The organism is Myroides profundi (assembly GCF_000833025.1).
Taxonomy (GTDB): Bacteria; Bacteroidota; Bacteroidia; order Flavobacteriales; family Flavobacteriaceae; genus Flavobacterium; species Flavobacterium profundi_A.
The window spans coordinates 696,996-721,466 of sequence record NZ_CP010817.1; the positions used below are offsets into that span (position 1 = coordinate 696,996).

Below are 24,471 nucleotides of genomic sequence, written 5' to 3' on the forward strand. Positions count from 1 at the left end.
TTTCTAAAAATCGTGTGCAAAAGTACTCTAATTACTTGTTTATAACAAGTTTTAGATTAATTATTAGAAATAAATTCCGAAAGATCCTCTAATGGCAAACTTTCTAGCATCTGGCATATCTAGGTAATTTCCTCTCCAACTTAGATCAAGTCTAAAGATTTTAAATATATTACCTACACCAACATAATATTCATAGTATACATCACTAGGTGCCTTGTATTGTAGCCCTGATGCATTTAAGTTTATATTCTCTTGTGATACTTTTCCGTATATTCCTCTAACTCCTACGATCTCACGTAAATTGAAATCTCTTAACCATGGAATACGTGAGAATAAGCGACCTCCAAAATTGTGCTCTAAATGCAATGATGCATATTGGTCAGTAACAAATTCATAGTAGTTTAAGTTAGCAAACGTATTTTCTATATTAAACCACGATTGGTTACCAGGTACAACACTTAATAATCCTAATGGTACTTCTCCGAATGTCTTTCCTGCTTCGAATGTTGGTGTCAATGTACCAAAGCCTCCTAACAATAAAGGTTTTCTAGCATAGAATTGAACTTTTTTATACTCGAAGTCACTATCTATTACACCTTTGAACCCTTGTGTATACTTTAAGAACATACGTAGATATTTTTTATCTACATCCGTTCTATCTACACCGTATCCTATTGTTTTTCGTTTAGGTGTATATTCAGCAGTTAGGTTAAATTCAGACTGTTTTGTTTCGTTAGCGATGATATTATTCTCTTTATCCTCGTAGTAGTCTAGGTTAAATAAGTCTGATGCCGCTCTTAGTGTTCTATAATTAAACGAAGTACTAAACTTTAAGTTCTTGACAGGTTCTATCTCTAGACCTACTGTAGAAAGATTAATTTTAGTCAACTTAGTATTATCTCCACTTGCAAATAAAGAGTTCGAAGCAAAACTTCTTCCCAACACATCATTTGTCTCAGTAAGACTTACACCTATTTGCTCTATATCTCTACGATTCCCTCCGAATAAGATTAATCTACTATCGTTGTGCAATAGTACTTTAGCACTGATACCGTATTTAAACTGATTGTCTTTAAATCCATATGCACCATATCCTTCTAATCTCCATTTGTCATTTGGTCCAAAGTAAGTTCTTCCACCAGCACGTAAACGCAATCCTTCTATATCATTATAACCAAATGTAGAAAAGATAGGTCCGTAGTCAAATTTATACTTATCAATATTATAGTAGTTACTTGCTATAGTAGATGATAGATCAAATAGAAACTTAAACTTAGGTACTGTTTTTAATGTATCTAGCATTTTATAGATTCCTAGTTCGTCTTTACTTAATGATTCAAAGCGATAACTTTTCCAGAAGTCTTCATCTCTCTTATAGATTCCTTCATCATATACATTCACATTCTTTTGATAGAATTCATCAGGATGCTCTATGTCAAATTTGTGATGTTTATAGATAGAAGTACGTTTACCATAGACCCCTTTAGACTTCTCTCTTTTAGAAAGGGCAAAGTCAGACATGAAGTGATCTTTAGTCAATAGGAATACAGAATCATTTAGAACATCGAACTCTTGCTCTATATAGATCTCTTTTACCCAGTTAATATTCGCATCTCTACTCGCTTCCATATTGATCTTCTTGATTGCGAATGTAGAGTCGTTTACCCAGAAGTCTCCTTTGAATGTTAGTTCTCCTTTACGTCTAGGATAGTACACGATATTAAAGCACCATTTATCATCTATATATGCACTATCAGCTAGTACATAGTTATACACATTAATACCTGTACGAGATAGTGGACTGACGAAGTCTTTGTCGAATATCTTGATATAGTTGTTATAGATATTATACTCAGCGTATAAGTCTTTAACGAACTCGATGATATGTTGATTCGTATCAAAACCTGAGTTTTTGTTTCCTAAGGTTTTTTCGATTTTCTTACCGTTTCTATTATCACCATATACCTGACCTATATTTTCATTGATAAAAATAGGTAAGTATGTCTTTCCAGTAATGCGGTTGGTATCTATTTGTTCGAAGATGAACTCCATACCTCTGAATAGTTTTTTCTTCTGGTATGCACTATCTATACTGTTTAAATCAAATTCTACTTTCTCGTATTTATCATACTCGTATTGAGAGAACATGTATAAACCATTCTTGCGTTTACGCTCCCATATTTTACGTAGAATATCTAAGGCAGGGTTATTCTTCTTAGAAGTTTTACCAGCATAGATTTTAACTTCATCTAAGGTGTTGTCATCTTGTAGAACGACTTTTAGATCTAGATTCGTTTTTCCCTCTAACGGAATTTCAAGTGTTTTATAACCCACGAAAGATACCACTAGGGTAGTATAGGTCTTAGTAGACTCTAAGTAGAACTTACCAGATTCATTAGCAATAACTCCGTCAGTAGAGTTTTTAAAGTAAACGCTAGCAAATGGTACCTCTAAGTTGTTTTCGTCAATTATTTTCCCACTTACTTTGGTTTGTCCCCAACTAAATACCGAAACGAGTAGAAATAGTAATAAAAACTTAACTTTATTTTTCATAGCAAAGTAGTATTCATAAAAAAAGACTCCATCTTAGCATAAGATGGAGTCTATCAAATATACGTTATTTTTTTTACTTGTAAAGTACTTTTTTCACAGCTTTCACTACATCGTTAGCGTTAGGTAGCCACTCTTGTAGTAATACTGGTGAATATGGTGCTGGTGTATCAGCAGTCGTGATTCTTTGGATAGGAGCATCTAGATGATCGAATGCTTGCTCTTGTACCATATAAGTAATTTCAGAAGAAATACTTCCAAATGGCCAAGCCTCCTCTAGAATTACTAGACGGTTTGTTTTCTTAACAGACTTAAGAATAGCCTCTTGATCTAATGGACGTACAGTACGTAAGTCAATAATCTCACAAGAGATACCTTCTTGAGCTAATTCGTCAGCAGCTTTATAAGCTTCTTTGATGATTTTACCAAAAGAAACGATAGTTACATCAGTACCTTCTCTCTTAATATCAGCTACTCCTAATGGGATAGTGTATTCTCCTTCTGGCACTTCACCTTTATCACCATACATTTGCTCAGACTCCATGAAGATAACAGGGTCATTATCACGGATAGCCGCTTTTAATAATCCTTTACAGTCATATACGTTAGATGGTACTACTACTTTTAATCCAGGTACATTAGCATACCAGTTTTCAAAAGCTTGTGAGTGAGTTGCACCTAATTGTCCTGCAGATGCAGTAGGTCCACGGAATACGATAGGAATATTAAATTGACCACCAGACATCTGACGCATCTTAGCAGCGTTATTTATAATTTGGTCGATTCCTACTAAAGAGAAGTTGAAAGTCATAAACTCAACGATAGGACGGTTACCATTCATTGCAGATCCAACTGCAATACCAGCAAATCCTAACTCAGCAATCGGAGCATCGATAACACGTTTTGGACCGAATTCGTCCAACATACCTTTAGAAGCTTTATAAGCACCGTTATATTCAGCTACTTCTTCACCTATTAAATATATTGATTCGTCGCGACGCATTTCTTCGCTCATCGCTTCACACACGGCCTCTCTAAATTGAATCGTTCTCATAATTTTCTATTTTGTGTAATTAATTTACGAAAGCAAAAATAGGAAAAAATATCTTTATCTTGAGTATCTGTTTTATTGTTTTATAGGTTTTAACCTTACGAATCCGTTTTTATTATATTTTTTACATCCTACTTTATTTCTGATTTACAATTCTTTAATATTATACACCTTTAATTGAAGGTGTTGTAGTATTTTGGCTTTTATATACGCTCATTTATCCCTAGTGTAGTAGTTATAATAGTGTAAGGGGATGTAAAGGAGATAAAAAAAGAACCCCTTCTAGATGACTAGAAGGGCTAAGCATTATTTTTGAGACTGTAACCAGTCTTCATATTTTAATCTTGTGATTACTTCGATACGATCGTCTTTAAAGTATTTGTCGTATCTGTTTTCTGATTTATAAGCGAATGTAAATCCACATTTAGACTGAGCGCGTAGTGATTTCATATTCTCTTCATAGAATCCGCACCATAGGTCTACCATCTTTAGGTCTACAAATGCATGTTTGATTAATCGGTCAAGAGCCTCCGGGAGATAACCTTTGCCCCAATGTGGTACACCTATCCAATAAGCTACTTCTGCTTCGTTTTCAGAAATGTCAAAGTTACTGTTTTCTCCAATTAATAATCCGATACATCCTATTGCTTCATTGGTGTCTTTTAGAGCTACGGCGTATATCTCAGGGTGTGCAAATTCGTTGTTGATTACTGCTTTACTTTCCTCTACACTTTTATGTGCAGGCCAACCTGCTGCTGGGCCTACTTGCTCGTCTTTTGCGTATAAATATAAACTCTCTGCATCTGACTCTTCCCAAGGGCGCAAAATCAATCTTTCTGTTTCTAGTCTCATCTTCTTTTCATTTTGTGTACTCTTGTTTTTTGTTTGTAAGAGTACTTGTTATTATTCTGATGCAAAAGTAGGTGGATGACATGAGTCTGAGTGTATGATTATTTTAGAAGAAAATGTAATTTTAGAAACTAAATTTGTTTATTTGTATTGTATTCTAGTTTTATTGTGTGTTTATGGAAAGTGCTTTGATGGATTTAAATGATCGTATTACTCTTCGCTTTGGGGTAGATTATGGGATATGTACGAAGGAGAATCAGTATGATTATCCTGTGACTATACCTTATTTGACTTTCTTTTTTGTAGAAGTAGGAAGTGCAGTGGTCAGTGTTGATTTTAAAGATTATGCGCTGAGTAGAGGGAGCTTTATTATCGTAGGAGAGGATAATATGGTTACTTTCAGAGAGGTGTCGGAAGACTTTCTGATGCATTGCTTTTTGATTCAACGTGATTTTGCTAGTGAGATTGCTTATGTATTGCCAAATGAGTTGTTTAGTTATTTACATTATTTCCCAGTGCAGCACCTTACAGAAGAGAACGTAGTGATATATAATCACTGGCATTCGCTGTCTCTTTATATTATGGAGCATACTTCTATACATGCAAGAAGAATGTTGTGTAACCAATTTCAAACTTTGTTCTTAAGTTTGTCAGAGCAGGTTAACTATGACGAATTAGTTATAGAGAAACACTACAGTAGGCAAGAGGAGCTGTGTTGGAAGTTTTGGGATTTGATCACCCATCATGCTAAGCAGCATAGAGATGTCGCATTCTACGCGGATACTTTATTTATCACGCCTTATTATTTATCACAGATTACACAGCAGTTTTTAAACTATAGTCCTAAAGAGCTTATTAATCGCCAAGTCGTCTTAGAGATTAAACATTACCTTCGCAATACGGATTTGAACATTAGCCAAATAGCCGAGCAGTTAAACTTTCAAGATCCTTCTTATATGGGACGTTTCTTTAAGCGAGAGACAGGAGTGAATCCATTAGAATTTAGGAGATAGACTTGCTGATTTGTAGTTTATATCTCTATTATAGTATTGTCGTTAGATTATAGCGATCAGCCTTAGCTAAACACTGTGTTTTGAATGTGTATATTCTCTCTCCTTATTATTTACTTTTTCAAGAGGGATAGTAATCCGTCTTTATATTATTAATTTATTGTCTACATTTTTTCTCTTATTCTTTACCTTTTTAGGGGGTGTATTGAGGTTGTTTTATATCCTAGTGATTGATTTTTTTCATTTAAAATGGCTTTTTAGGTTCTTTTAGGCCTATTTATAGTAAAAAAGAGAGGATGTTTTTTTTATCTATTTTTACTGTTTTTTAGGTTTAAAGTATTGATAATTAGTTGTTTGTTGTTGTTTTGACTTTTAGGGAGGTTATATGTTGATGAGCTTTAAAGCCAGTATACATAAGGCTTTGTGCTATTTCCTTCAACAGTTCTTCAACATTTCTCCATGATTGCTCTAGTTGAGAAGCTGTTTGTTGAAGAAATCTTGAAGAAGTGTTGTAGCGGTGTTGAAGAAGTAGAGATAATTGTTGAATTACTTAAAAAGAAAAGAGTTTTGCTTAGATAGCTATAATAAGGAAGGTGATATTAGTACTATAAGCATAGATTAAAACCTGAATTTGTCTGTGGCGATAACGTAATTCTGTTCGAGTATTAAGAGTAGAAGTGAGTGAGTCAAAAGATTATTTAACCAAATTCGTGTTAATTCTTTTATTAAAAGAGTTGTTATTTACAGAGAAATAATAGGATAATGACAGGAGTACACCTACCATAAATAGGAAAGAAAAAGTTTGTAATTCAATATAATTAGAGGTTCTGAGGTATTAGAAAAGGGTTGGTGTAAAAGTTTATTAATTAGAATCTATTTAAATAAGGTTAATAATTTTATATGCATGCATAGTAAAATATCAAAAATAAATTCTTATTTTCGTTCGGTAAGTAAATGTGAAACACAAAAAACGATATAAAAATGAAAATATTAGTTTGCATCAGTCATGTGCCTGATACTACTTCAAAAATCAACTTCACGAATGGAGATACAACATTTGATACAAACGGAGTACAGTTTGTAATCAATCCTAATGACGAGTATTCTTTAACTAGAGCTATCTGGTTCAAAGAGAAGCAAGGAGCTACAGTTACTGTAGTGAATGTAGGTGGACCTGATACTGAGGCTACATTGCGTAAAGCATTAGCTATCGGAGCAGATGAGGCTATCCGTGTGAATGCTAATCCTACTGACGGAATGTTCGTAGCAAAACAATTAGCAGAAGTAGTAAAAAATGGAGGTTTTGACTTAGTACTAGCTGGTAAGGAATCTTTAGATTATAATGGTGGAATGGTACCAGGAATGCTAGCTGCATTCTTAGGATACGATTTCGTAAACTCATGTGAAGGGTTAGAAGTAGAAGGTACTTCTGTGAAAGCGATTCGTCAGATAGACGGTGGTAAAGAGACTATCTCTGGAAAATTGCCATTAGTAATCGGTGGACAAAAAGGAATAGTAGATGAAAAAGACTTGCGCATACCTAATATGCGTGGTATTATGTCAGCTAGAACAAAAGCATTAGCTGTAGTAGAACCAGTAGGAGCAGAAGCAACTACTAAAGATGTGAAATTCGAAAAACCAGCTCCAAAATCAGCTTGTAAAATGATTTCACCTGATAACATTGATGAGTTAATCAACTTGTTACACAACGAGGCAAAAGTTATCTAATTTCATTTATTTGTAAACCTTTAAAAAAGAAGAATTATGTCAGTTTTAATATATGCTGAATCAGCAGAAGGAAAATTTAAAAAAGTAGCATTAGAGTTAGCTTCTTATGCTAAGAAAGTAGCAGAGTCATTAGGAACAACTGTGACGGCTGTAACGATCAATGCTTCAGACGTAAGCGAATTAGGAAAATACGGTGTAGATAAAGTATTAAAAGTATCTAACGATAAGTTAGCTAACTTTAATGCTAAAGCTTATGCAGATGTAATCAAACAAGCGGCTGCTAAAGAAGGAGCTAAAGTAGTAGTATTATCTTCTACAACAGACAGTTTATACGCTGCTCCTTATGTAGCAGTAGCTCTAAACGCTGGATATGCTTCTAACGTGGTAGCTTTGCCAGAGAGTACTTCTCCTTTTGTAGTAAAAAGAAACTCTTTCTCTACTAAAGCATTTACGCATACAGAATTAACTACAGATGTAAAAGTATTAGCATTAGCTAAGAACTCTTACGGACTAGTAGAGGCTTCTGGTGCTGCTGCAGCTGAGGATTTTGCACCATCGTTAAACGATGCTGACTTCAGCCTAAAAGTAGAAGGAGTAGAAAAAGTATCTGGAAAAGTAACTATCGCTGATGCTGATGTAGTAGTATCAGGAGGACGCGGATTAAAAGGACCAGAGAACTGGAAGATGATCGAAGACTTAGCAGAAGTATTAGGTGGAGCATTAGCTTGTTCTAAGCCTGTATCTGACTTAGGATGGAGATCTCATGAAGAGCACGTAGGACAAACAGGTAAGCCTGTAGCTGCGAACTTATATATCGCTGTAGGTATCTCTGGAGCTATCCAACATATCGCAGGGGTGAACTCTTCTAAAGTAAAAGTAGCTATTAATACAGATGCGGAAGCACCATTCTTTAAAGTAGCTGACTATGGTATCGTAGGAGATGCATTCCAAGTAGTACCTCAATTAGTAGAGAAATTAAAAGAATTTAAAGCAAAGAATGCATAAGCATTTTATAAGCTTTTAAATATATAAGGCAACTAAGACGAAGAATATTTATATCTTTGTTTTAGTTGCTTTTTTTGTATAAAAATAATTATGAGTTTAATAAAATTAACGGTAAGCGGAATCTCTTATAGTCATACACAGAATGGTGCGTATGCACTTATATTAGAAGAAGAGGTAGGAAGTAGAAAATTGCCTATCGTAATAGGAGCTTTTGAGGCTCAGTCTATTGCGATAGCGATAGAGGATGATATTAAACCACCTAGACCTCTGACTCATGATCTGTTTAAGACCCTAGCAGATCGATATAGTATCATAGTCAAAGAAGTTATTATAAACAGGCTATTAGATGGAGTTTTTTACTCTAGCTTAGTTTGTGTAAGAGATGGTGTAGAGGAGACGATAGATGCGCGTACTTCGGATGCGATAGCATTAGCGATACGCTTTTATGCACCTATTTATACTTATAAAGATATCTTAGATAGAGCAGGTATTATTCTTAATGCTGAGGAAGAACAAGAAGAAGAGGAGGCAGAAGATCAGAAGGTTCCTTATTCTGGTGAAGATATTGCTTCTCAGGTAGAGCAGTTTTTAGAAGAGGAAGCGAAGGCTAATGATTATTCTAGTTATACTAAATCTGATTTAGAAAAAATGCTAGATGATGCTCTATCAAATGAGGATTATGAAAGAGCAGCCTTGCTAAGAGATGAATTAAATAAAAGATAATAAACCTATATATAGACAACACAACAATGAAACAATACTTAGACTTAGTACAGCAAGTACTAGATAACGGAACACAAAAAGGAGATCGTACAGGGACAGGAACTAAGAGTATATTCGGTCATCAGATGCGATTTGATTTATCAGAAGGATTTCCTTTGGTTACAACTAAGAAAGTACATTTAAAGTCTATCGTATATGAGTTGTTGTGGTTCTTAAACGGAGATACGAATATTAAGTATCTTAGTGAGAATGGCGTGCGTATATGGGATGAATGGGCTGATGAGAACGGTGATCTAGGACCTGTATATGGATATCAATGGAGAAACTGGAATGGAGAAGGGATAGACCAGATAAAAGAGGTGATAGATACACTGAAGAATAACCCTAATAGTAGACGTATAATGGTGTCTGCGTGGAATCCTAGTGTGATGCCTGATACTTCTGTTTCTTTTGCAGAGAATGTAGCTAATGGTAAGGCGGCATTACCTCCATGTCATTCATTCTTTCAGTTCTATGTAGCAGATGGTAAACTGTCATGTCAGTTATATCAGCGCAGTGCAGATGTATTCTTAGGAGTGCCTTTTAATATTGCTTCTTATGCTTTATTAACGATGATGGTAGCTCAGGTATGTGATCTAGAAGTAGGTGATTTTATCCATACATTCGGAGATGTACATATCTATAATAACCATATCGAACAGGTAACGTTACAGTTAAGTAGAGAACCAAAACCGTTGCCTCGTATGGTGATAAATAAAGAGGTGAAAGATATATTTAGTTTTAAATACGAAGATTTTACACTTGAGGGGTATGATCCTCATCCTGCTATAAAAGGACAAGTGTCTGTATAAACAGAATAATAAAAATATAGCTTATGAAAAGAGATGAATCTTACGAAATGTATGAATATGCACGCAAACGATTAAAACAAAGAAAGATGTTATTCTTTCACTTTGTAGTATTTGTTTTAGGAAGTATTGCCATGTTTTGTTTTAACGGCTTAGTTCAAGATCAGACTACAGTTACGATTTGGTGGCCGTATGCTATCGGGATATGGGCATTGTTAGTATTCTTACACGCTGTGAACGTGTTAATCGTAGATCGCTTTATGGGTAAGCGATGGGAGGATAAGCAAGTAAGACGTTTAGTAGAACTACAAGAACAACGTATCAAAGAATTAAGAGCAAAAGTAGAGAAGGATTTTCCATTAGTAGATACACAGAGAGATTTAGCACAAATCCAACAACCAACTCCTACTAGCTCACCAGAATTAGATAAAAAATAAATATATGCTGACACTGATCGCTGCAGCTGCAGAGAATAATGCTTTAGGTAAAGACAATGATTTGTTATGGCATTTGCCAGATGACTTTAAGCACTTTAAGGACTTAACGTCTCACCATTTTATTATCATGGGAAGAAAGACTTTCGAGTCATTTCCAAAACCGTTGCCTAACCGTACGCATATCATTATTACCCGTCAGGAAGACTATGATGCTCCTGCGGCGTGTATCGTAGTGAATAGTTTAGAAAAGGCTTTAGATTTAGTAACAGAGCAAGACGAAAGTTTTATTATAGGAGGTGGGGAAATCTATAATTTAGCTCTTCCTTTTGCAGATAAGATAGAATTAACTCGTGTACATACGGTATTAGAGGCAGATGCTTTCTTTCCTGTTATAGATCCTAAAGAGTGGAAGTTAGTCAGAGAGGAGTTTCATGATAAAGATGCAAGACATCAGTATCCGTTTACCTTTTTGACATATATGAAAAGCTAAAAAAAGTAAGTTATGAAAAAGATATTTTCTTGTTTAATTGTTGCTCTAGTTGGATTTTTGGGATATGCTCAAGAATCTTCTAAAACAATAGATCAAAAAAAAGAAACTGTAGTGAAGGATGAGCCAATCATCATTAAGGATACCTTACGACTAAAGTTTCAGAATAATGAAAATGTAGGTAAGGATCAGCAGTTCTTAGGTAAAGATATTTATGAAAGTACTTATCTAAAAGAAGGAGATGTTTTTAGAAAGAACACAAAATATAGTGGTACTTCTTATAAGAGTAAGAATTTTGACTCTCTTACCTTAATCGATATTACTAATCCTCTAGAGTTAATGCTTTTCTATAAAGAAAAGAAGGCTTTTGTATTAGTTAATAGAGAATTAGCAGAACGCAATGTCATCGAATTAGGAGTTAAGTTTCCAACTATGGAGACTAGTTTTGCAGGGGTGAGTACGAAGCGTAATTATTGGTTAGTAAATGAGCGCAACAGATCAGTGAATTTATATAACAGTGTTACTTATGAGCTACACCGTGTATTTACTTTTCCAGAAGGAGCTAAGATTAAACAATATTTGACACTGCCTCATCTGTTCTTTTGGGTAGATGAAGAGAACGTATTACATGGAAATGACCTAGTCGGTAAAGAGGTTGTTACGTATAATCTAGAGACGGAATACGATTTAATGCAAATATTAGAGGTAGATAAATTACTTTATTCTTATAAAGATAAATTATACTTTGTTGATTTAAAAGCGAATAAGACTTCTGTTCTAGATACAAAAGAAAAAAGCATTTCAGGCTTCTTTTATGGCAATCAAAAATTGAGTATTTTTGACGGACAGAAATTAAATAATTACTTTATAAAATTACCGTAATGCATATAGCTATTGCTGGAAATATAGGCGCAGGAAAGACTACGCTTACGAATTTATTAGCCAAACACTATGGGTGGGAACCTCATTATGAGGATGTAGTAGATAATCCTTATCTAGATGACTTCTACCACCAGATGGACAGATGGTCTTTTAACTTACAAGTGTATTTTTTAAATAGCCGTTTTCGTCAAGTTTTACAAATTAGACAAAGTGGTAAGACGATTATCCAGGATCGTACAATATATGAAGATGCACATATCTTCGCGCCAAACTTACACGCAATGGGCTTAATGTCTAATCGTGATTTTCAGAACTACTCATCTTTATTCGAATTGATGCAAGAGTTGGTAGGGGCTCCAGATTTATTAATCTATTTAAGAAGCTCTGTACCTAACCTAGTAGGACAAATCCAAAAGAGAGGAAGAGATTATGAAAACTCTATTTCTATCGAGTATTTAAACAAATTAAATGAACGATATGAGGAGTGGATTAGAGGGTATGACAAAGGAAAGTTATTAATTATCGATGTAGATAATTTGGATTTCGTGGAAAACCCAGAAGATTTAGGAAACGTAATCAATAAAATAGATGCTGAGATAAACGGTCTATTTTAGAGCTAATATAGAATAAAGGAAAGCCCTGGTATCATTTGATATCAGGGCTTTTTTTATAAAGGTACATTAGAGGTCTTTTTGATTGTCTGAATTACAAAAGAACTTTTGATATTAGAGATGATCTCTAGTTTAGAGATCTTGTGTACTACGAATTGTTGATAGGCTTGCACGTCGTCAACTAATAACTTTAAAAAGAAGTCATAGTCCCCCGCTATATAAGAAGCTTCTAATACTTCGTCTAATCCCTTTACATACTTCTCAAATTCTTCGAATAGACTTTCTTGATGTCTGATCAGTATGACTTGACAGTATACGATTAGTTTTTTTCCTAATAGATCTGGGTTAAGTTGGGCAGTGTATCCTTGAATAATACCTGTTGCTTCAAGCTTCTTTATTCGTTCGTGTACTGGTGTAAGTGATAAGTTTACTTTCTCTGCTAGCTGTTTTGTCGACTGTTTTCCGTCTAATTGAAGTTCGATAAGTAGTCTTTTATCAATTTCGTCTATGTGTTGCATAGTTAATTTTTCTGTTTAGTGAAGTTTAGGTTATGTAAAAGTAATGCTTTTTTCTTTTGAAGATATTGATTGTAGATGTTTTTTCCTTAATTGTGGTTGTGTTGTAGAAAAAATATTTATGTGTATATCTTTGCACTGTTATATCAGATAAAAAATAAGTAAATGAAGATTATACAAAAAATAGTAAAACCTATTTCGAAATCATGCAGTACACCTGTTCTTGCTAAAAACTTCTCTATGTGTATGGAGAAGATGTGTGTACCCTTATGTGAAGAAAAGCTTTATTGATTTTTTGTTTTAATAACAGAAAAGGAGGCTTTGGTAGAGCCTCCTTTTTTTGTATCGTTTTTTTAAGCAGCAAAAAAACGATAGGTAATGTGTGTGCTGCTAAAAATAATAAAATTTTTAGTATAAATGAAAAGTATTAAACTTCGGCTACTAATAAGTAGCTTGCTACTGCTGTGTAATGTGGCTTTAGCACAACAAGTAACTGTGACAGGTGTGGTAAGTGAACAGGGGGGATTCTCTCTACCTGGAGTCTCAGTTATCGTAAAGAACTCAACTAAAGGAGTACAAACTGACTTAGATGGTAAGTATGCTATCGATGTAAATGAAGGTGATGTGCTTCAGTTCGAATATGTAGGATTTAAACCTCAGTCTATCACTGTGACTAAGCAGCGCGTAGTGAATATTAGCTTAACTGAGGATGTAATAGGCTTAGACGATATCGTAATCGTGGCTTATGGTGCTCAAAAACAAAAAGCTGTAGTAGGTGCGATTAGTCAGATTAAGAGTGATGCTTTAGATAAGCAAGTGTCTACTTCTGTAGTGTCTGCACTACAAGGTACAGTAGCTGGAGTGAATATCATAAACTCTAGCTCTCAACCTGGAGAGAGCCCTACAATACGTATTCGTGGTATCGGTTCTATCAATGCATCAGCAGATCCATTAATTATATTAGATGGAGCACCGTATTCAGGATATATTAGCTCTATAAGTGCAGATCAGATAGAAAGTATCAACGTACTAAAAGATGCGTCTTCTACAGCCTTATATGGTTCTCGTGGAGCAAATGGTGTAATCCTGATTAAAACAAAAATGGGTAAGCTAAATAGCCAACCAGACGTGAATATCAAGTTGAGTTCTGGAGTAGCATTCGACGCTGTGAAAACACACAAGGTATTAGATACTCGTGGGTATACACAGTATCTGTGGGAAGCTAGAAAGAATAACTATCAATATGTGCTAGGACAAGATGAAGAGACAGCACGTAAAACGGCTTCAGATGGGTTAGTAAGTTACTTTGGTTATAACCCATTTGGAACAGATCAACCTGTGGATTATAATGGTAATTGGACAGTTAAGAATCCGTTGTTATGGGAGACAGACTGGAAAAAAGAATTGCAGAGAAACCAAGCGTTTAGAAATGAATACAATTTTAATGTAGCAGGTGGAGGTGATCGTACGACTTATTTCCTTTCAGGTAACTACTTAAACCAAGATGGAATGATCAAGACTTCTAACTTTGAACGTACGACTGTTCGTCTTAATATAGAAAGTCAAGTGACAGACTGGTTACAATTAGGAGCTAATACTGCGTACTCTGCTTCTAATCAAAACTTCCCTGTACAGAGTGGTACTAATCTTTATAGTCCAATGGGATGGATCTATGCTATGCCTAGTGTGTATCCTGTATATAAAAGAGACTTAAATGGACAAGTAGTATATGATGCTCAAGGAAGTCTGATCTATGACTATGGTAATGCTTCTAGTAAAGATATTAATAGTGTTCGTCCTATCATGAGTGGTGAGAATGCAGCAGGGATATTACAAAATAATAGTACTGTAATTAGACGATCTACGACGAGCTGGAATGGTTTTGCTAAGTTAGATTTGGCAGAAGGGTTATATTTCAGAACTAATCTGTCTTATGAGAAATTTGATTATGACAATAAAGAATACAATAACTCTCAGTATGGTCAGGCATCTAGTGTGAATGGTCGTGTACTTAGATTCAAGGATACGTCAGAGACATTGAATTTTATTAATGCATTGCACTACGATAAGACATTAGGAGAACACCATATCGCAGTAGATGGTATCTACGAGGCTTATAAGTTTAAGAAAGATTTCTTTAATGCTTCTACTACAGGATTCTTACCTGGTAATACAGAAATAGGGAGTGGTACATCATTAGAGGGTATCAATGGATATGATGTAGAGGATAGATTGACTAGTTATTTAGGAAGGGTAAGTTATGACTATGCAAACAAGTATTTTGTAGAAGGATCGTTTAGACGTGATGCAAGTACTCGTTTTGATAAATCTGTACGAAAAGGAAACTTCTACTCAGTAGGAGGATCTTGGATCGTGTCATCAGAAGATTTCTTAGTAGACAATAATACTATTGATTTATTAAAATTAAGAGTTTCTTATGGTGAGCTAGGGAACAATAATATCACAGGTAAGTACTTTCCTTACTTAAGATTATTTGATACAGGATATAATCAGTTAGATAATCCTGGAGTTGTATTAGGTGATTTAGCTGATCCATATTTGACATGGGAAAAAACGGCTTCGTTCAATGCTGGTATTGATTTTAGCTTGTTTAACAATAGAATAGAAGGATCTGTAGATTACTATAAAAAGCGTTCTATTGATTTATTATTTGCTATTCCACAAGCTCCTTCTACAGGTAACTTAGAGATATTATCTAATGCAGGAACAATAGAAAACTATGGACTAGAAGTAAGTTTGACTTCTCATAATATACGTTCTGGAGATTGGAAATGGGATACTTCATTTAACTTCTCTATTGATAGAAATAAGATTAAATCACTGACGCAAGACAGTTTTATCAGTGGGTTAAATAGATGGGCAGAAGGTCGCTCTCTTTATGATTTCTATTTAAGAGACTGGGCTGGTGTAGACCCTAATGATGGATATGGAATGTGGTATAAGGATGTAGTAGATACAAATGGTCAAGTGACAGGAAGAGAAACTACAAAGGACTATAATGAGGCAACACGTTACTATAATAAGTCTGCTCTACCAAAACTAGTAGGAGGATTTAATACGGCTTTATCTTATAAAAACTTTGATTTTAGTGCATTCTTTAATTTTAGTTTAGGAGGTTATATTTATGATAATGATTATTCTGGATTAATGAATGGTATGTCTATAGGGTATCAAAGTTCACCTGATATAGTTAATCGTTGGCAAAAGCCTGGTGATATTACGGATATCCCAGTACTTATTAACTCTACAAATAACTTCGCTGCAACATCTACTAGATTCTTATATAAGAATGATTATTTAAGATTAAAAGCATTAACACTAGGATATACTTTACCTATCGAGAGTTTAGGTAAGTTTAAATTAAAACAAGCAAGGGTGTATGTACAAGGAGAGAACTTATTGACTTTCCAGTCACATAAAGGTATCGATCCAGAGCAAGCAATTAATGGGGTGACTAACTATCGTGTACCTCTATCTGCAACCCTATCTGTTGGATTAAATATTAATTTCTAAAAGAGTAAATACGTGATAAAATCAATAATAAAAAGTATCGTAGCTGTATTATTCATTAGTACAGTTACAGGGTGTTCATCAGATTTCTTAGATGACCCAAAACCAAAAGATAGTATATCTCCAGAAGTAGTATTTGGGAGTAAAGAGGGGGCGACCTCATTCTTATCAGGAATTTTGAGATTACAGAGAAGCACTTTGATTAATGATGAAGCGTCTGGATTACATAGTATTTTATTTGCTCGAAGTGTAAAAGGAGCAGATTTGATACAAAAACAGATTTGGTTTGGCTCAGATTATGACTACCAGGTGTATTTAAGTACAGGGACTAGATCTAAGTTCTCATGGCGATTGCCTTATAGAATCATAGATCAAGTAAATAACTTTATTCAAGGGGTAGAGAGTAGTACAAAGCTTAATAAAGAGGATAAAGATGAGCTGATCGGTCAAGCATTAGCATTAAGAGGATATTATTACTTTCAATTAGCAATAGAGTTTGGAGATGCTTATTTATCTAATCAAAACGTAACATTTCCACCGATATATACAGAGCCAACTACTGTACCTAATCCATTCTCTACTAAGGAAGAGTTCTTTGGAAGAATAGTAAAAGACTTGGAAGAAGCTTCATCTAGACTAGGAGGAGGTAGAATAAATAAATCATATATCAATAAATCAGTAGCTCAAGCTTTTTTGGCTCAGGTATATCAATACATGGGTAAATGGGATCTAGCAAAGAAGAATGCGAATGAAGCTTATGGAGGAAATATACTAAAAGTATTGAATGCAGAAGATTACAACAAAGGCTTTGATACGATGAGTGCGACAGAGTGGTTATGGGCATTGCCTCAGAGTGCTGATCAGTCTGTGTATTATAAATCACATCCACATGCTATGATGGATCATATAGCGGTAGCTTATCACGGTACGTTTATCAATGATGAGTTTGTGAAATATTTTAGCCCAACAGATGTGCGAAACTTGTTTAGTAATTTTTATGAAAAGCCTAAAGGAGATTGGCAAGAGTATGTGACTTCTAAGTTTAAATTCACATTCGAAGCAGATTTACCAGTTATCAGATATCCTGAATTGGTATTAATAGAAGCTGAAGCAGAATATCATTTAGGCAATGAAGGAAAGTCAAAAGAGATATTAGATGCTATCCGTCTAAATAGGGATGCAAAAGCAAAAGCTACAAGTGCTACTGGTACAGCGTTACTAGATGTAATCTTATTAGAGAGAAGAAAAGAATTATATGGAGAATGCGGAGTAGAGTGGTTCGATGCTAAGCGATTATTAAGAGGGATCACTCGTACAGGTAATCACAGAACTGTAGTATCTCTTCCTGCACAGGATAAACGCTTTCAGTTAGTCATTCCTCAAGAAGAGTTAGATGCTCGTAATTAATTGAGCATTTATTTTTAAAAAAAGTATCCATTTTAGAATGGTATTTGGTTGTTGTTTTTAGTTAGCGTAAGAGGTTGTCATTCGTGGCAACCTCTTTTTTTTGTAGGGTTGAGGTATAAAAAACACCTCTTAGTAGAGGTGTTTTTGCTTATTGTGTAATCTCTCTAAAGAGACTTTCTAGATTCTTGTTTTTCACTTGCATAGATAGTGTTTTAAGACCATTCTCTTGAGCGAAGTCATATACAGTAGGTCTATAATCATTATCTATAGGGAATACTAATTCCCATTGTGTGTCATGAATATGATTAGCACGAATAAGATTAGGGATTCTATCTATAAACTGAACTTCTATTTTAAAGTCAAATTCAACAGCTATTATCTGTTCATTTTGATTCTCTAACATAGCAGAAAGCATTTGATCCGCTACTATTTGTCCTTTTTTGATAATAATCACCCGGTCACAAATAGCTTCTACTTCTTGCATAATATGTGTAGAAAGAAATACTGTCTTATCCTTACCAATGTTTTTAATTAACTCTCTGATCTCTACTAATTGATTAGGATCTAATCCTGTGGTAGGTTCATCTAAGATAAGTACCTCTGGATCGTGAAGAAGAGCAGTGGCTAATCCTACACGCTGTCTATATCCTTTCGATAATTCACCTATTCGCTTATGTGCTTCAGGGCTTAGACTTGTTAAGTTAATTACTTCGTCAATTCTATTTTTAGCTACTTTATAAATATCAGCATTGAACTGTAAATACTCTCGCACATACATCTCTAAATACAGCGGATTGTGCTCTGGTAAATAACCTATAGAGCGCTGTACATTTCGCTGTTCTGTCTCTACGTTAAAGTCATTGACATAAGCTTGACCTTCATCACTGTGAATGTATGTCGTTAGAATCTTCATTAGTGTAGACTTACCTGCCCCATTAGGGCCTAAAAAGCCAGCTATTTGACCTTTTGGGATAGAGAAACTAATACTGTCTAAGGCTTTCTGTTTGCCATAAAACTTGCTTATATTTTTAACCTGTAGTGACATTATCTTGATTTATATGATAGTAACAAAAGTATATATTTAATGTGAAAATCCGAAAGAAACACTGAATACAATAATACCTATTACAATCAATGTGATAAATACATATAACCAATCTTTCTCTAAGAAAAACGATAAAAGTGATAGAAATATTCTAAGCACAGGTGTTAAAAATAAAAGCAATATCCCCAAGAAGATAATAGATTCCCCATCTACCTGGGCTACACCTGATAAAATATTGTTTATCACGTTGATTATATTATCATCTTTTTCTATAAAATTAGTGAAGTTTACTTGTTCACTTCCTTTGCTAGAAAAAAGTATAATACCTCCTATACCAGCGACAGATAGGGCAGTCCATACTCCATATCGCAGTACATTACCAATTATAGATTGTAAGTCTGTATCTGAAAATTTAGTTGTTCCCATAATCTTATATATTACCTACTACTCCGTTATAAATCATATTAATCGCTAAAGCTAAGATTAGAAAAGCAAAGAATACTTTTAGTTTTTTAGGGTTGGCCTTAAGAAGTACTTTGGCTCCTACCATTGCCCCAACTAATACACCTATTATTACGGGCATACAGATAGAGGGTTCTATATATCCTTTTTGGATATAGATAACTGAGCTAGCAATAGCTGTTACTCCCATCATAAAGTTACTTGTAGTAGTAGATACTTTAAAAGGAATCTTCATAATAGAATCCATAGCAATTACTTTAAAAGCACCTGAGCCAATACCTAAAAGCCCAGACATCATTCCAGCAATCCCCATCATACTAAAGCCTCCAATGATATTCTTCATACCATATTTTACAGTTGTACCACTAGGGGTAGGGTATGTACTGACTAGTTTTAAGTTATGAGCAAGTTTACTTGAGTTCTCAGGAGTAACCAAGTGATCTTCTTTTTTTCGAAGAGAATTGATAGAAGAAAAAGTAAGAGTTAATCCAAAAATAACTGCAAGGACAGAAGTATTCGCATTGGTAGAGATGATAGCCCCTATAACAGCACCTGCAGTAGTAGCTATTTCTAGAAACATTCCTAATCTCATATTGGTAATTCCTTCTTTGACATAGGCTGAAGCTGATCCTGAAGAAGTTGCTATTACAGCAACTAAGGCAGTTCCAATAGCATAATGCATATCAACACCTAAGAATACAGATAACAAAGGAATGATTATTATACCGCCTCCTAGTCCTGATAAAGAGCCTATGAAGCCTGCTGCAAATGCTCCTAAGAACATGATCAGCGTGAAAGTTAATAAGGTCATTTTTTATATTATTTTGTTCTTAAGTGGTTAAAAGTAATTATTTATCAAATAAATATCGAATAAAAGGCCAACTTTATAATTTAAAATAATATATTAGAGTCTTTTTTTGACAGTTTTGGTGAGTACAAAACCAAAGTTGTAAAAACGTCATTATATGTAAATACAAATTAATAATTAACCAATGGAAAAACTAAACATTAACAAGGATTGGTTGTCTTTATTCCAAGGACAAAATCCTGCAATAATTGCAGGTCCTTGTAGTGCGGAAACGCCAGAGCAAGTCATGAGAATCGCTAAGTCACTGCCAAAAGAAGTTAAAGTCTATCGCGCTGGGATTTGGAAACCTCGTACTCGTCCAGGTGGATTTGAAGGAGTAGGTGCCATTGGATTGAAATGGTTACAACAAGTTAAAGCTGAGACAGGAATGTTATTAGCTACTGAGGTTGCAACCGCAGAACACGTACAATTGTGCTTAGAGCACGATATTGACATCTTATGGATTGGGGCACGTACTGCCGTAAATCCTTTTGCTGTTCAAGAAATTGCAGATGTACTTAGAGGTACTGACAAAGTTGTTTTGTTAAAGAATCCAGTGAATCCGGACTTATCTTTATGGATGGGTGGAGTAGAGAGACTTGCAGAAGCAGGTATTACTAAATTAGGAGTTATTCACAGAGGGTTTAGTACTTATGAGAAAACTAAGTATCGCAATATCCCTGAGTGGCAAATCCCAATTGATCTAAAATTACATTTACCTAATATTCCTATTTTCTGTGATCCATCACATATTACAGGTAATAGAGATAAAATATTAGGTGTATCTCAGCAGGCATTAGACCTTAACTATGAAGGATTAATGATAGAGACACACTGTGATCCTGATAATGCATGGAGTGATGCTGCTCAACAAGTAACACCTGATCAATTAGGAGATATTATTTCTAAATTACAAGTGAGAAACGTAACGGATGAAACTGAAGAGTTCTTACAACAAATACAAGCTCATCGTATCCAAATCGATGATATGGATAGTAAGTTACTTGATCTATTGAGAAAACGTATGGCTATCTCTGATGCTATCGGAACATTGAAGAAGGAGAAAAACGTAGCTGTATTCCAACAAGATCGTTGGTTGAAAATTCTTGAAAAGATGCAAGAGGAAGGTAAACATATCGGATTTACAGAAGAGTTTATCACTGCTATTTATACTGCTATTCACCAAGAGAGTATTCATAGACAAGATAAAATTATCAACAAATAGTAGTTGGTAATGTGAATTATAGAAGGGCTTTTACAGATGTAAAGGCCCTTTCTTTGTTTAAAGCATTGTATAATAGTGAATCAGGTTAACTAAGAATTGTCTTTAAACCTGTTTAAGGAACATATTTTTTGAAGTATATTTGCCATATGAATGGTATAGTTTACAAATCAACAGGTAGTTGGTACTCAGTGAAAGGTGAAGACGGTGTGTTTTATGACTGTCGAATTAAAGGTAAGTTTAGGATTAAAGGTATTAAAAGTACTAATCCAATTGCTGTAGGTGACCATGTTCGCTTTGAACTAGAAACTACAAACGATGTTACTACGGGGGTTATTAATGATATAAAACCTCGTAAGAATTATGTTGTTCGTAAGTCTGTAAACTTATCTAAGCAAGTACATATTCTTGCTTCTAACATTGATACTCTATTCTTAATTGTAACCATAAATAATCCTGTTACGACTACAAGTTTTATTGACAGGTTCTTAGTGACTGCTGAAGCTTATGGAATTAAGACAGTATTAGTATTTAATAAAATAGATACTTATTCTGAAGATGCTTTAGATGAGCAGTTGTACATGCAGTATATTTATTCTCAGATTGGTTATGAGTGTTTAAGAGTATCTGCTGTCACAGGTAAGGGAATAGATGCCATTAAAGAAAGAATGAGAGGTAAGGTATCTACATTTACTGGGCATTCAGGAGTAGGGAAGTCTACTTTAATTAATGCTATAGAACCAGGATTACACTTAAAGACTGCTCAAATCTCAGAACAACATCAACAAGGACAGCATACTACGACATTCGCAGAGATGTTTGACTTATCATTCGATGCTAAGATTATTGATACCCCAGGTGTTAGAGGATTTGGTGTAGTAGATATGGAACCACAAGAAGTAGGTGACTATTTTCCTGAGTTTTTTGCTTTAAAGGATCAGTGTAAGTTTAATAATTGCTTGCATAGAGAGGAGCCATACTGTGCTGTAAAGGACGCATTGGATAGAGATGAATTAGCCTGGTCTAGATATAAGACTTATATTCAGATTCTAGACGGAGAAGAAGAACATTATCGAACAGATATATATAAAGATGGAAAGAACCAAGACGAATAGTCTTGGTTTTTTTTATGTATTTAAAGTAGTAGTCAGATTAATTAAGAATCTTTTTGGTGTAAGTCCTCTTGCTATGTTGTATAATTGTGGTAAATTTTGACTTTATAATTACTACCACAAAAAATAAGATAATGAATAAAATAGCCTGTTTTTTATTTGTAATAATATGTTGTCTACAGACTCCTTCTTATGGACAAGATTTCTTAGGAAAAGTAAAGCCAGCTGAGTTAGCAGAACTTAGCAATACTTCTTTTGCTAAGGATAAAGCAGTCATACTACAAGAAGAAGTTAGAGTGGACTTTGAATATTCTGATGAATATGGTTTTAGAGTAAATGAGACTGTATCACGTAAAATCAAATTATATGATGAGGTAGCTAAGGAAAAGTTGAAGTTCGTAGTTCCTTATGCACCTAAAGGGTACGCAAGAGAGGATATGACTATTAATGTATCTAATATATATCGATTAGTAGACGGTAAAGTGGTAAAACAGAAATCTCCAAAACTAAATCTAATTGATGAAGATAAAGGTAATTGGAGAGAGAAGGGAGTGAGTTATAATGATGCGAAAGCAGGAGATATTATAGAGTATTCTTATATTAAATCTACGAACTATATAGATGAATTACCTGAGTGGTATATACAGAGTGATATGCCTAAAGAAAGTACAAGTTATACAGTAGTAGTACCCGAGTACTTTTTATATAGCATCGTAAAAAAGGGCGATATAAAGCTAACAGAACAAGAGTATAACAGAAGAGTATCTTTTCGTGGGGTGAATGGCTTTATGATTAAGTCTGAAATCAATGCTATAGAAAAAACATATAAAGCACAATTAGTACCTTCTTTTATTGTAGAGCCTTATCTTGATAATCCTGCAAACTATATTTCAACAGTGCGCTTTGATTTACAGCAAGTACAGTTCCCTGGTAATTCTGCGGAAAAAGTAATGCAAACAGAGAAAGAGTTTTATGCTGACCTACTTAAAAATAGAGGGTTTGGTAAAGAATTAAAACAAGATAAGTTTCTTAAAAAAGAAATTAACCTAGAGGATTATAAGGGGCTAAGTACAGAAGCTCAGATTTCAAAACTATTAAATATAGTACAGAGTCGAGTAACGTGGAATCAAGAATATGGACTTTACGCACAGAACGGTATTAAAACTACTTTCTATAAAGGGACTGGAAATAGTGCTGATGTGAACTTACTATTGACAGCCATGCTAAGATATGTTGGTATAAAAGCTAATCCAGTATTATTGAGTACTAGAAGTAATGGTGTGAAGACCGCTTGGCAACGCAACTATTATAACCATATTATTACTGCTATAGAAGCTGATAATAGTATTTATTTAGTAGATGCTACGAATAAGTATACGACTCTTAATATCTTATCATTAGATGACTTAAATGGTACAGGTACTATACTATACGATACAGGAGCTATTCTTAAAGTGAATCTAATGCCTCAGTTTATTTCTAGTAAAGAAGTGAAGTATCAGATCACTCCTAACTCGAATGGAAGTATTTCAGGTCAGATTATAGAGAACTATAAAAACTATCGTGCTCTAGAGTTTAGAAATATGTATGATGGTAGTGAATGGAGATTTGGGAAGTGGTACGAGAGCCAATATGTAGGGATGAATGTAAGTAGTACACGTGTGTATAATGGTGATAATAATGAGAAGGATGTAAGAGCAGTATTCTCGTTCAGTAAGCAGAATGGTGTATTGTTTTTTAATGATAAGTATATTATTAATCCATTTCAGTTCTACCCATTGTATTCTAATCCATTTCAAAACGAATATAGAAACAATCCTATTTACATAGGGTATCCAGAGTTAGACAATTATCTAATGGGGATAGTCATTCCTGAAGGGTATAAAGTAAGTACTCTACCTCAAAACTTTACTTTAAAAAGTGAGCAGACAGGATTAGAAGTACAAACTAAGTTTGAGGTAAAAGACAATCAAGTACTGTGTAGTTTGATTTTTATTAAAGCTAAAGGAGTGATTGCTTCAAAAGATTATGACAGCGTGAGAGATGTGTACATTCAATTATTAGAACAGTTAAAAACACAAGTTACATTAGAGAAGAAATAAAAATAAGGCTACCTAAATCAGGTAGCCTTATTCAATTATTATTAGTA

The 24,471-nt window shown here is 34.4% G+C and carries 21 protein-coding genes; 14 read left to right on the top strand and 7 right to left on the bottom strand.

The annotated features are described in order from the left end of the window. Window positions 1-63 precede the first annotated feature (63 nt). From MPR_RS03160 to MPR_RS03170, 3 genes are all read right to left on the bottom strand, one after another. Entirely contained in the window at window positions 64-2,553 is a 2,490-nt protein-coding gene (locus MPR_RS03160; RefSeq protein ID WP_041889045.1) for a DUF5686 and carboxypeptidase-like regulatory domain-containing protein, read from the bottom strand. A 73-nt stretch (window positions 2,554-2,626) separates the two neighbouring features. Beyond that, window positions 2,627-3,604 (bottom strand): pyruvate dehydrogenase complex E1 component subunit beta, encoded by a 978-nt coding sequence (locus tag MPR_RS03165; RefSeq protein ID WP_006257250.1) that lies wholly within the window; start codon window positions 3,602-3,604, stop codon window positions 2,627-2,629. A 303-nt stretch (window positions 3,605-3,907) separates the two neighbouring features. Further along, complete coding sequence (locus tag MPR_RS03170; RefSeq protein WP_041889048.1) at window positions 3,908-4,453, bottom strand: GNAT family N-acetyltransferase; 546 nt, start codon at window positions 4,451-4,453, stop codon at window positions 3,908-3,910. A 173-nt stretch (window positions 4,454-4,626) separates the two neighbouring features. On the opposite strand from MPR_RS03170, the gene MPR_RS03175 reads away from it, so the two are divergent. From MPR_RS03175 to MPR_RS03215, 9 genes are all read left to right on the top strand, one after another. After that, a complete protein-coding gene (locus MPR_RS03175) occupies window positions 4,627-5,463 on the top strand; it encodes an AraC family transcriptional regulator (protein ID WP_041889051.1) in 837 nt (278 codons plus the stop codon). Between the two features lie 978 nt (window positions 5,464-6,441). After that, window positions 6,442-7,188, top strand: coding sequence for an electron transfer flavoprotein subunit beta/FixA family protein (locus MPR_RS03180; protein ID WP_041889054.1), 747 nt, complete (start codon window positions 6,442-6,444; stop codon window positions 7,186-7,188). 36 nt (window positions 7,189-7,224) lie between these two features. Then, window positions 7,225-8,193 (top strand): electron transfer flavoprotein subunit alpha/FixB family protein, encoded by a 969-nt coding sequence (locus tag MPR_RS03185; RefSeq protein ID WP_006257246.1) that lies wholly within the window; start codon window positions 7,225-7,227, stop codon window positions 8,191-8,193. A gap of 90 nt (window positions 8,194-8,283) precedes the next feature. After that, on the top strand, window positions 8,284-8,916 hold the full coding sequence (locus MPR_RS03190; protein ID WP_041889056.1) for a bifunctional nuclease family protein: 633 nt from the start codon (window positions 8,284-8,286) through the stop codon (window positions 8,914-8,916). Window positions 8,917-8,942: 26 nt separating this feature from the next. Beyond that, window positions 8,943-9,767 (top strand): thymidylate synthase, encoded by an 825-nt coding sequence (locus MPR_RS03195; RefSeq protein ID WP_006257244.1) that lies wholly within the window; start codon window positions 8,943-8,945, stop codon window positions 9,765-9,767. Window positions 9,768-9,790: 23 nt separating this feature from the next. Further along, a complete protein-coding gene (locus MPR_RS03200) occupies window positions 9,791-10,201 on the top strand; it encodes a 2TM domain-containing protein (protein WP_041889059.1) in 411 nt (136 codons plus the stop codon). A 4-nt stretch (window positions 10,202-10,205) separates the two neighbouring features. Continuing rightward, window positions 10,206-10,691, top strand: coding sequence for a dihydrofolate reductase (locus MPR_RS03205; RefSeq protein WP_006266370.1), 486 nt, complete (start codon window positions 10,206-10,208; stop codon window positions 10,689-10,691). Between the two features lie 12 nt (window positions 10,692-10,703). Further along, entirely contained in the window at window positions 10,704-11,570 is an 867-nt protein-coding gene (locus MPR_RS03210) for a hypothetical protein (RefSeq protein WP_041889064.1), read from the top strand. Further along, the gene (locus tag MPR_RS03215) at window positions 11,570-12,184 is read left to right on the top strand and encodes a deoxynucleoside kinase (protein WP_041889066.1); all 615 of its coding nucleotides are present in this window, start codon (window positions 11,570-11,572) and stop codon (window positions 12,182-12,184) included. The genes MPR_RS03210 and MPR_RS03215 overlap by 1 nt, the downstream gene beginning before the upstream one ends. Before the next feature lie 53 nt (window positions 12,185-12,237). Here the strand turns inward: MPR_RS03215 and MPR_RS03220 are convergent, their stop codons facing one another. After that, window positions 12,238-12,699, bottom strand: a complete 462-nt coding sequence (locus tag MPR_RS03220; protein WP_041889069.1) for an Lrp/AsnC family transcriptional regulator — start codon at window positions 12,697-12,699, stop codon at window positions 12,238-12,240. A 414-nt stretch (window positions 12,700-13,113) separates the two neighbouring features. Here MPR_RS03220 and MPR_RS03225 point away from each other — a divergent pair, with 414 nt between their 5' ends. Beyond that, the gene (locus MPR_RS03225) at window positions 13,114-16,230 is read left to right on the top strand and encodes a SusC/RagA family TonB-linked outer membrane protein (RefSeq protein ID WP_041889072.1); all 3,117 of its coding nucleotides are present in this window, start codon (window positions 13,114-13,116) and stop codon (window positions 16,228-16,230) included. A gap of 12 nt (window positions 16,231-16,242) precedes the next feature. Further along, the gene (locus MPR_RS03230) at window positions 16,243-17,634 is read left to right on the top strand and encodes a RagB/SusD family nutrient uptake outer membrane protein (protein WP_041889075.1); all 1,392 of its coding nucleotides are present in this window, start codon (window positions 16,243-16,245) and stop codon (window positions 17,632-17,634) included. A 148-nt stretch (window positions 17,635-17,782) separates the two neighbouring features. On the opposite strand, the gene gldA is transcribed toward MPR_RS03230, so the two are convergent. From gldA to MPR_RS03245, 3 genes are read right to left on the bottom strand one after another with little or no spacing between them, the layout of a single operon-like run. Beyond that, complete coding sequence (gldA, locus tag MPR_RS03235; RefSeq protein WP_041889078.1) at window positions 17,783-18,679, bottom strand: gliding motility-associated ABC transporter ATP-binding subunit GldA; 897 nt, start codon at window positions 18,677-18,679, stop codon at window positions 17,783-17,785. A gap of 36 nt (window positions 18,680-18,715) precedes the next feature. Continuing rightward, the gene (locus MPR_RS03240; RefSeq protein WP_041889082.1) at window positions 18,716-19,105 is read right to left on the bottom strand and encodes a DUF1634 domain-containing protein; all 390 of its coding nucleotides are present in this window, start codon (window positions 19,103-19,105) and stop codon (window positions 18,716-18,718) included. A gap of 4 nt (window positions 19,106-19,109) precedes the next feature. Then, the gene (locus tag MPR_RS03245) at window positions 19,110-19,952 is read right to left on the bottom strand and encodes a sulfite exporter TauE/SafE family protein (protein WP_006262864.1); all 843 of its coding nucleotides are present in this window, start codon (window positions 19,950-19,952) and stop codon (window positions 19,110-19,112) included. 181 nt (window positions 19,953-20,133) lie between these two features. On the opposite strand from MPR_RS03245, the gene MPR_RS03250 reads away from it, so the two are divergent. From MPR_RS03250 to MPR_RS03260, 3 genes are all read left to right on the top strand, one after another. After that, the gene (locus tag MPR_RS03250) at window positions 20,134-21,213 is read left to right on the top strand and encodes a chorismate mutase (RefSeq protein WP_006257233.1); all 1,080 of its coding nucleotides are present in this window, start codon (window positions 20,134-20,136) and stop codon (window positions 21,211-21,213) included. 146 nt (window positions 21,214-21,359) lie between these two features. Next, complete coding sequence (gene rsgA, locus MPR_RS03255) at window positions 21,360-22,325, top strand: ribosome small subunit-dependent GTPase A (RefSeq protein ID WP_041889085.1); 966 nt, start codon at window positions 21,360-21,362, stop codon at window positions 22,323-22,325. Between the two features lie 131 nt (window positions 22,326-22,456). Beyond that, complete coding sequence (locus tag MPR_RS03260; protein ID WP_041889088.1) at window positions 22,457-24,424, top strand: DUF3858 domain-containing protein; 1,968 nt, start codon at window positions 22,457-22,459, stop codon at window positions 24,422-24,424. The last annotated feature ends 47 nt before the right edge of the window (window positions 24,425-24,471 follow it).

What these genes read in the sequence shown, in the direction of transcription:
- MPR_RS03160 (WP_041889045.1), bottom strand. Translation starts at nt 2,553, where the DNA reads ATGAAAAATAAAGTTAAGTTTTTATTACTATTTCTACTCGTTTCGGTA.
- MPR_RS03165 (WP_006257250.1), bottom strand. Translation starts at nt 3,604, where the DNA reads ATGAGAACGATTCAATTTAGAGAGGCCGTGTGTGAAGCGATGAGCGAA.
- MPR_RS03170 (WP_041889048.1), bottom strand. Translation starts at nt 4,453, where the DNA reads ATGAGACTAGAAACAGAAAGATTGATTTTGCGCCCTTGGGAAGAGTCA.
- MPR_RS03175 (WP_041889051.1), top strand. Translation starts at nt 4,627, where the DNA reads ATGGAAAGTGCTTTGATGGATTTAAATGATCGTATTACTCTTCGCTTT.
- MPR_RS03180 (WP_041889054.1), top strand. Translation starts at nt 6,442, where the DNA reads ATGAAAATATTAGTTTGCATCAGTCATGTGCCTGATACTACTTCAAAA.
- MPR_RS03185 (WP_006257246.1), top strand. Translation starts at nt 7,225, where the DNA reads ATGTCAGTTTTAATATATGCTGAATCAGCAGAAGGAAAATTTAAAAAA.
- MPR_RS03190 (WP_041889056.1), top strand. Translation starts at nt 8,284, where the DNA reads ATGAGTTTAATAAAATTAACGGTAAGCGGAATCTCTTATAGTCATACA.
- MPR_RS03195 (WP_006257244.1), top strand. Translation starts at nt 8,943, where the DNA reads ATGAAACAATACTTAGACTTAGTACAGCAAGTACTAGATAACGGAACA.
- MPR_RS03200 (WP_041889059.1), top strand. Translation starts at nt 9,791, where the DNA reads ATGAAAAGAGATGAATCTTACGAAATGTATGAATATGCACGCAAACGA.
- MPR_RS03205 (WP_006266370.1), top strand. Translation starts at nt 10,206, where the DNA reads ATGCTGACACTGATCGCTGCAGCTGCAGAGAATAATGCTTTAGGTAAA.
- MPR_RS03210 (WP_041889064.1), top strand. Translation starts at nt 10,704, where the DNA reads ATGAAAAAGATATTTTCTTGTTTAATTGTTGCTCTAGTTGGATTTTTG.
- MPR_RS03215 (WP_041889066.1), top strand. Translation starts at nt 11,570, where the DNA reads ATGCATATAGCTATTGCTGGAAATATAGGCGCAGGAAAGACTACGCTT.
- MPR_RS03220 (WP_041889069.1), bottom strand. Translation starts at nt 12,699, where the DNA reads ATGCAACACATAGACGAAATTGATAAAAGACTACTTATCGAACTTCAA.
- MPR_RS03225 (WP_041889072.1), top strand. Translation starts at nt 13,114, where the DNA reads ATGAAAAGTATTAAACTTCGGCTACTAATAAGTAGCTTGCTACTGCTG.
- gldA (WP_041889078.1), bottom strand. Translation starts at nt 18,679, where the DNA reads ATGTCACTACAGGTTAAAAATATAAGCAAGTTTTATGGCAAACAGAAA.
- MPR_RS03240 (WP_041889082.1), bottom strand. Translation starts at nt 19,105, where the DNA reads ATGGGAACAACTAAATTTTCAGATACAGACTTACAATCTATAATTGGT.
- MPR_RS03245 (WP_006262864.1), bottom strand. Translation starts at nt 19,952, where the DNA reads ATGACCTTATTAACTTTCACGCTGATCATGTTCTTAGGAGCATTTGCA.
- MPR_RS03250 (WP_006257233.1), top strand. Translation starts at nt 20,134, where the DNA reads ATGGAAAAACTAAACATTAACAAGGATTGGTTGTCTTTATTCCAAGGA.
- rsgA (WP_041889085.1), top strand. Translation starts at nt 21,360, where the DNA reads ATGAATGGTATAGTTTACAAATCAACAGGTAGTTGGTACTCAGTGAAA.
- MPR_RS03260 (WP_041889088.1), top strand. Translation starts at nt 22,457, where the DNA reads ATGAATAAAATAGCCTGTTTTTTATTTGTAATAATATGTTGTCTACAG.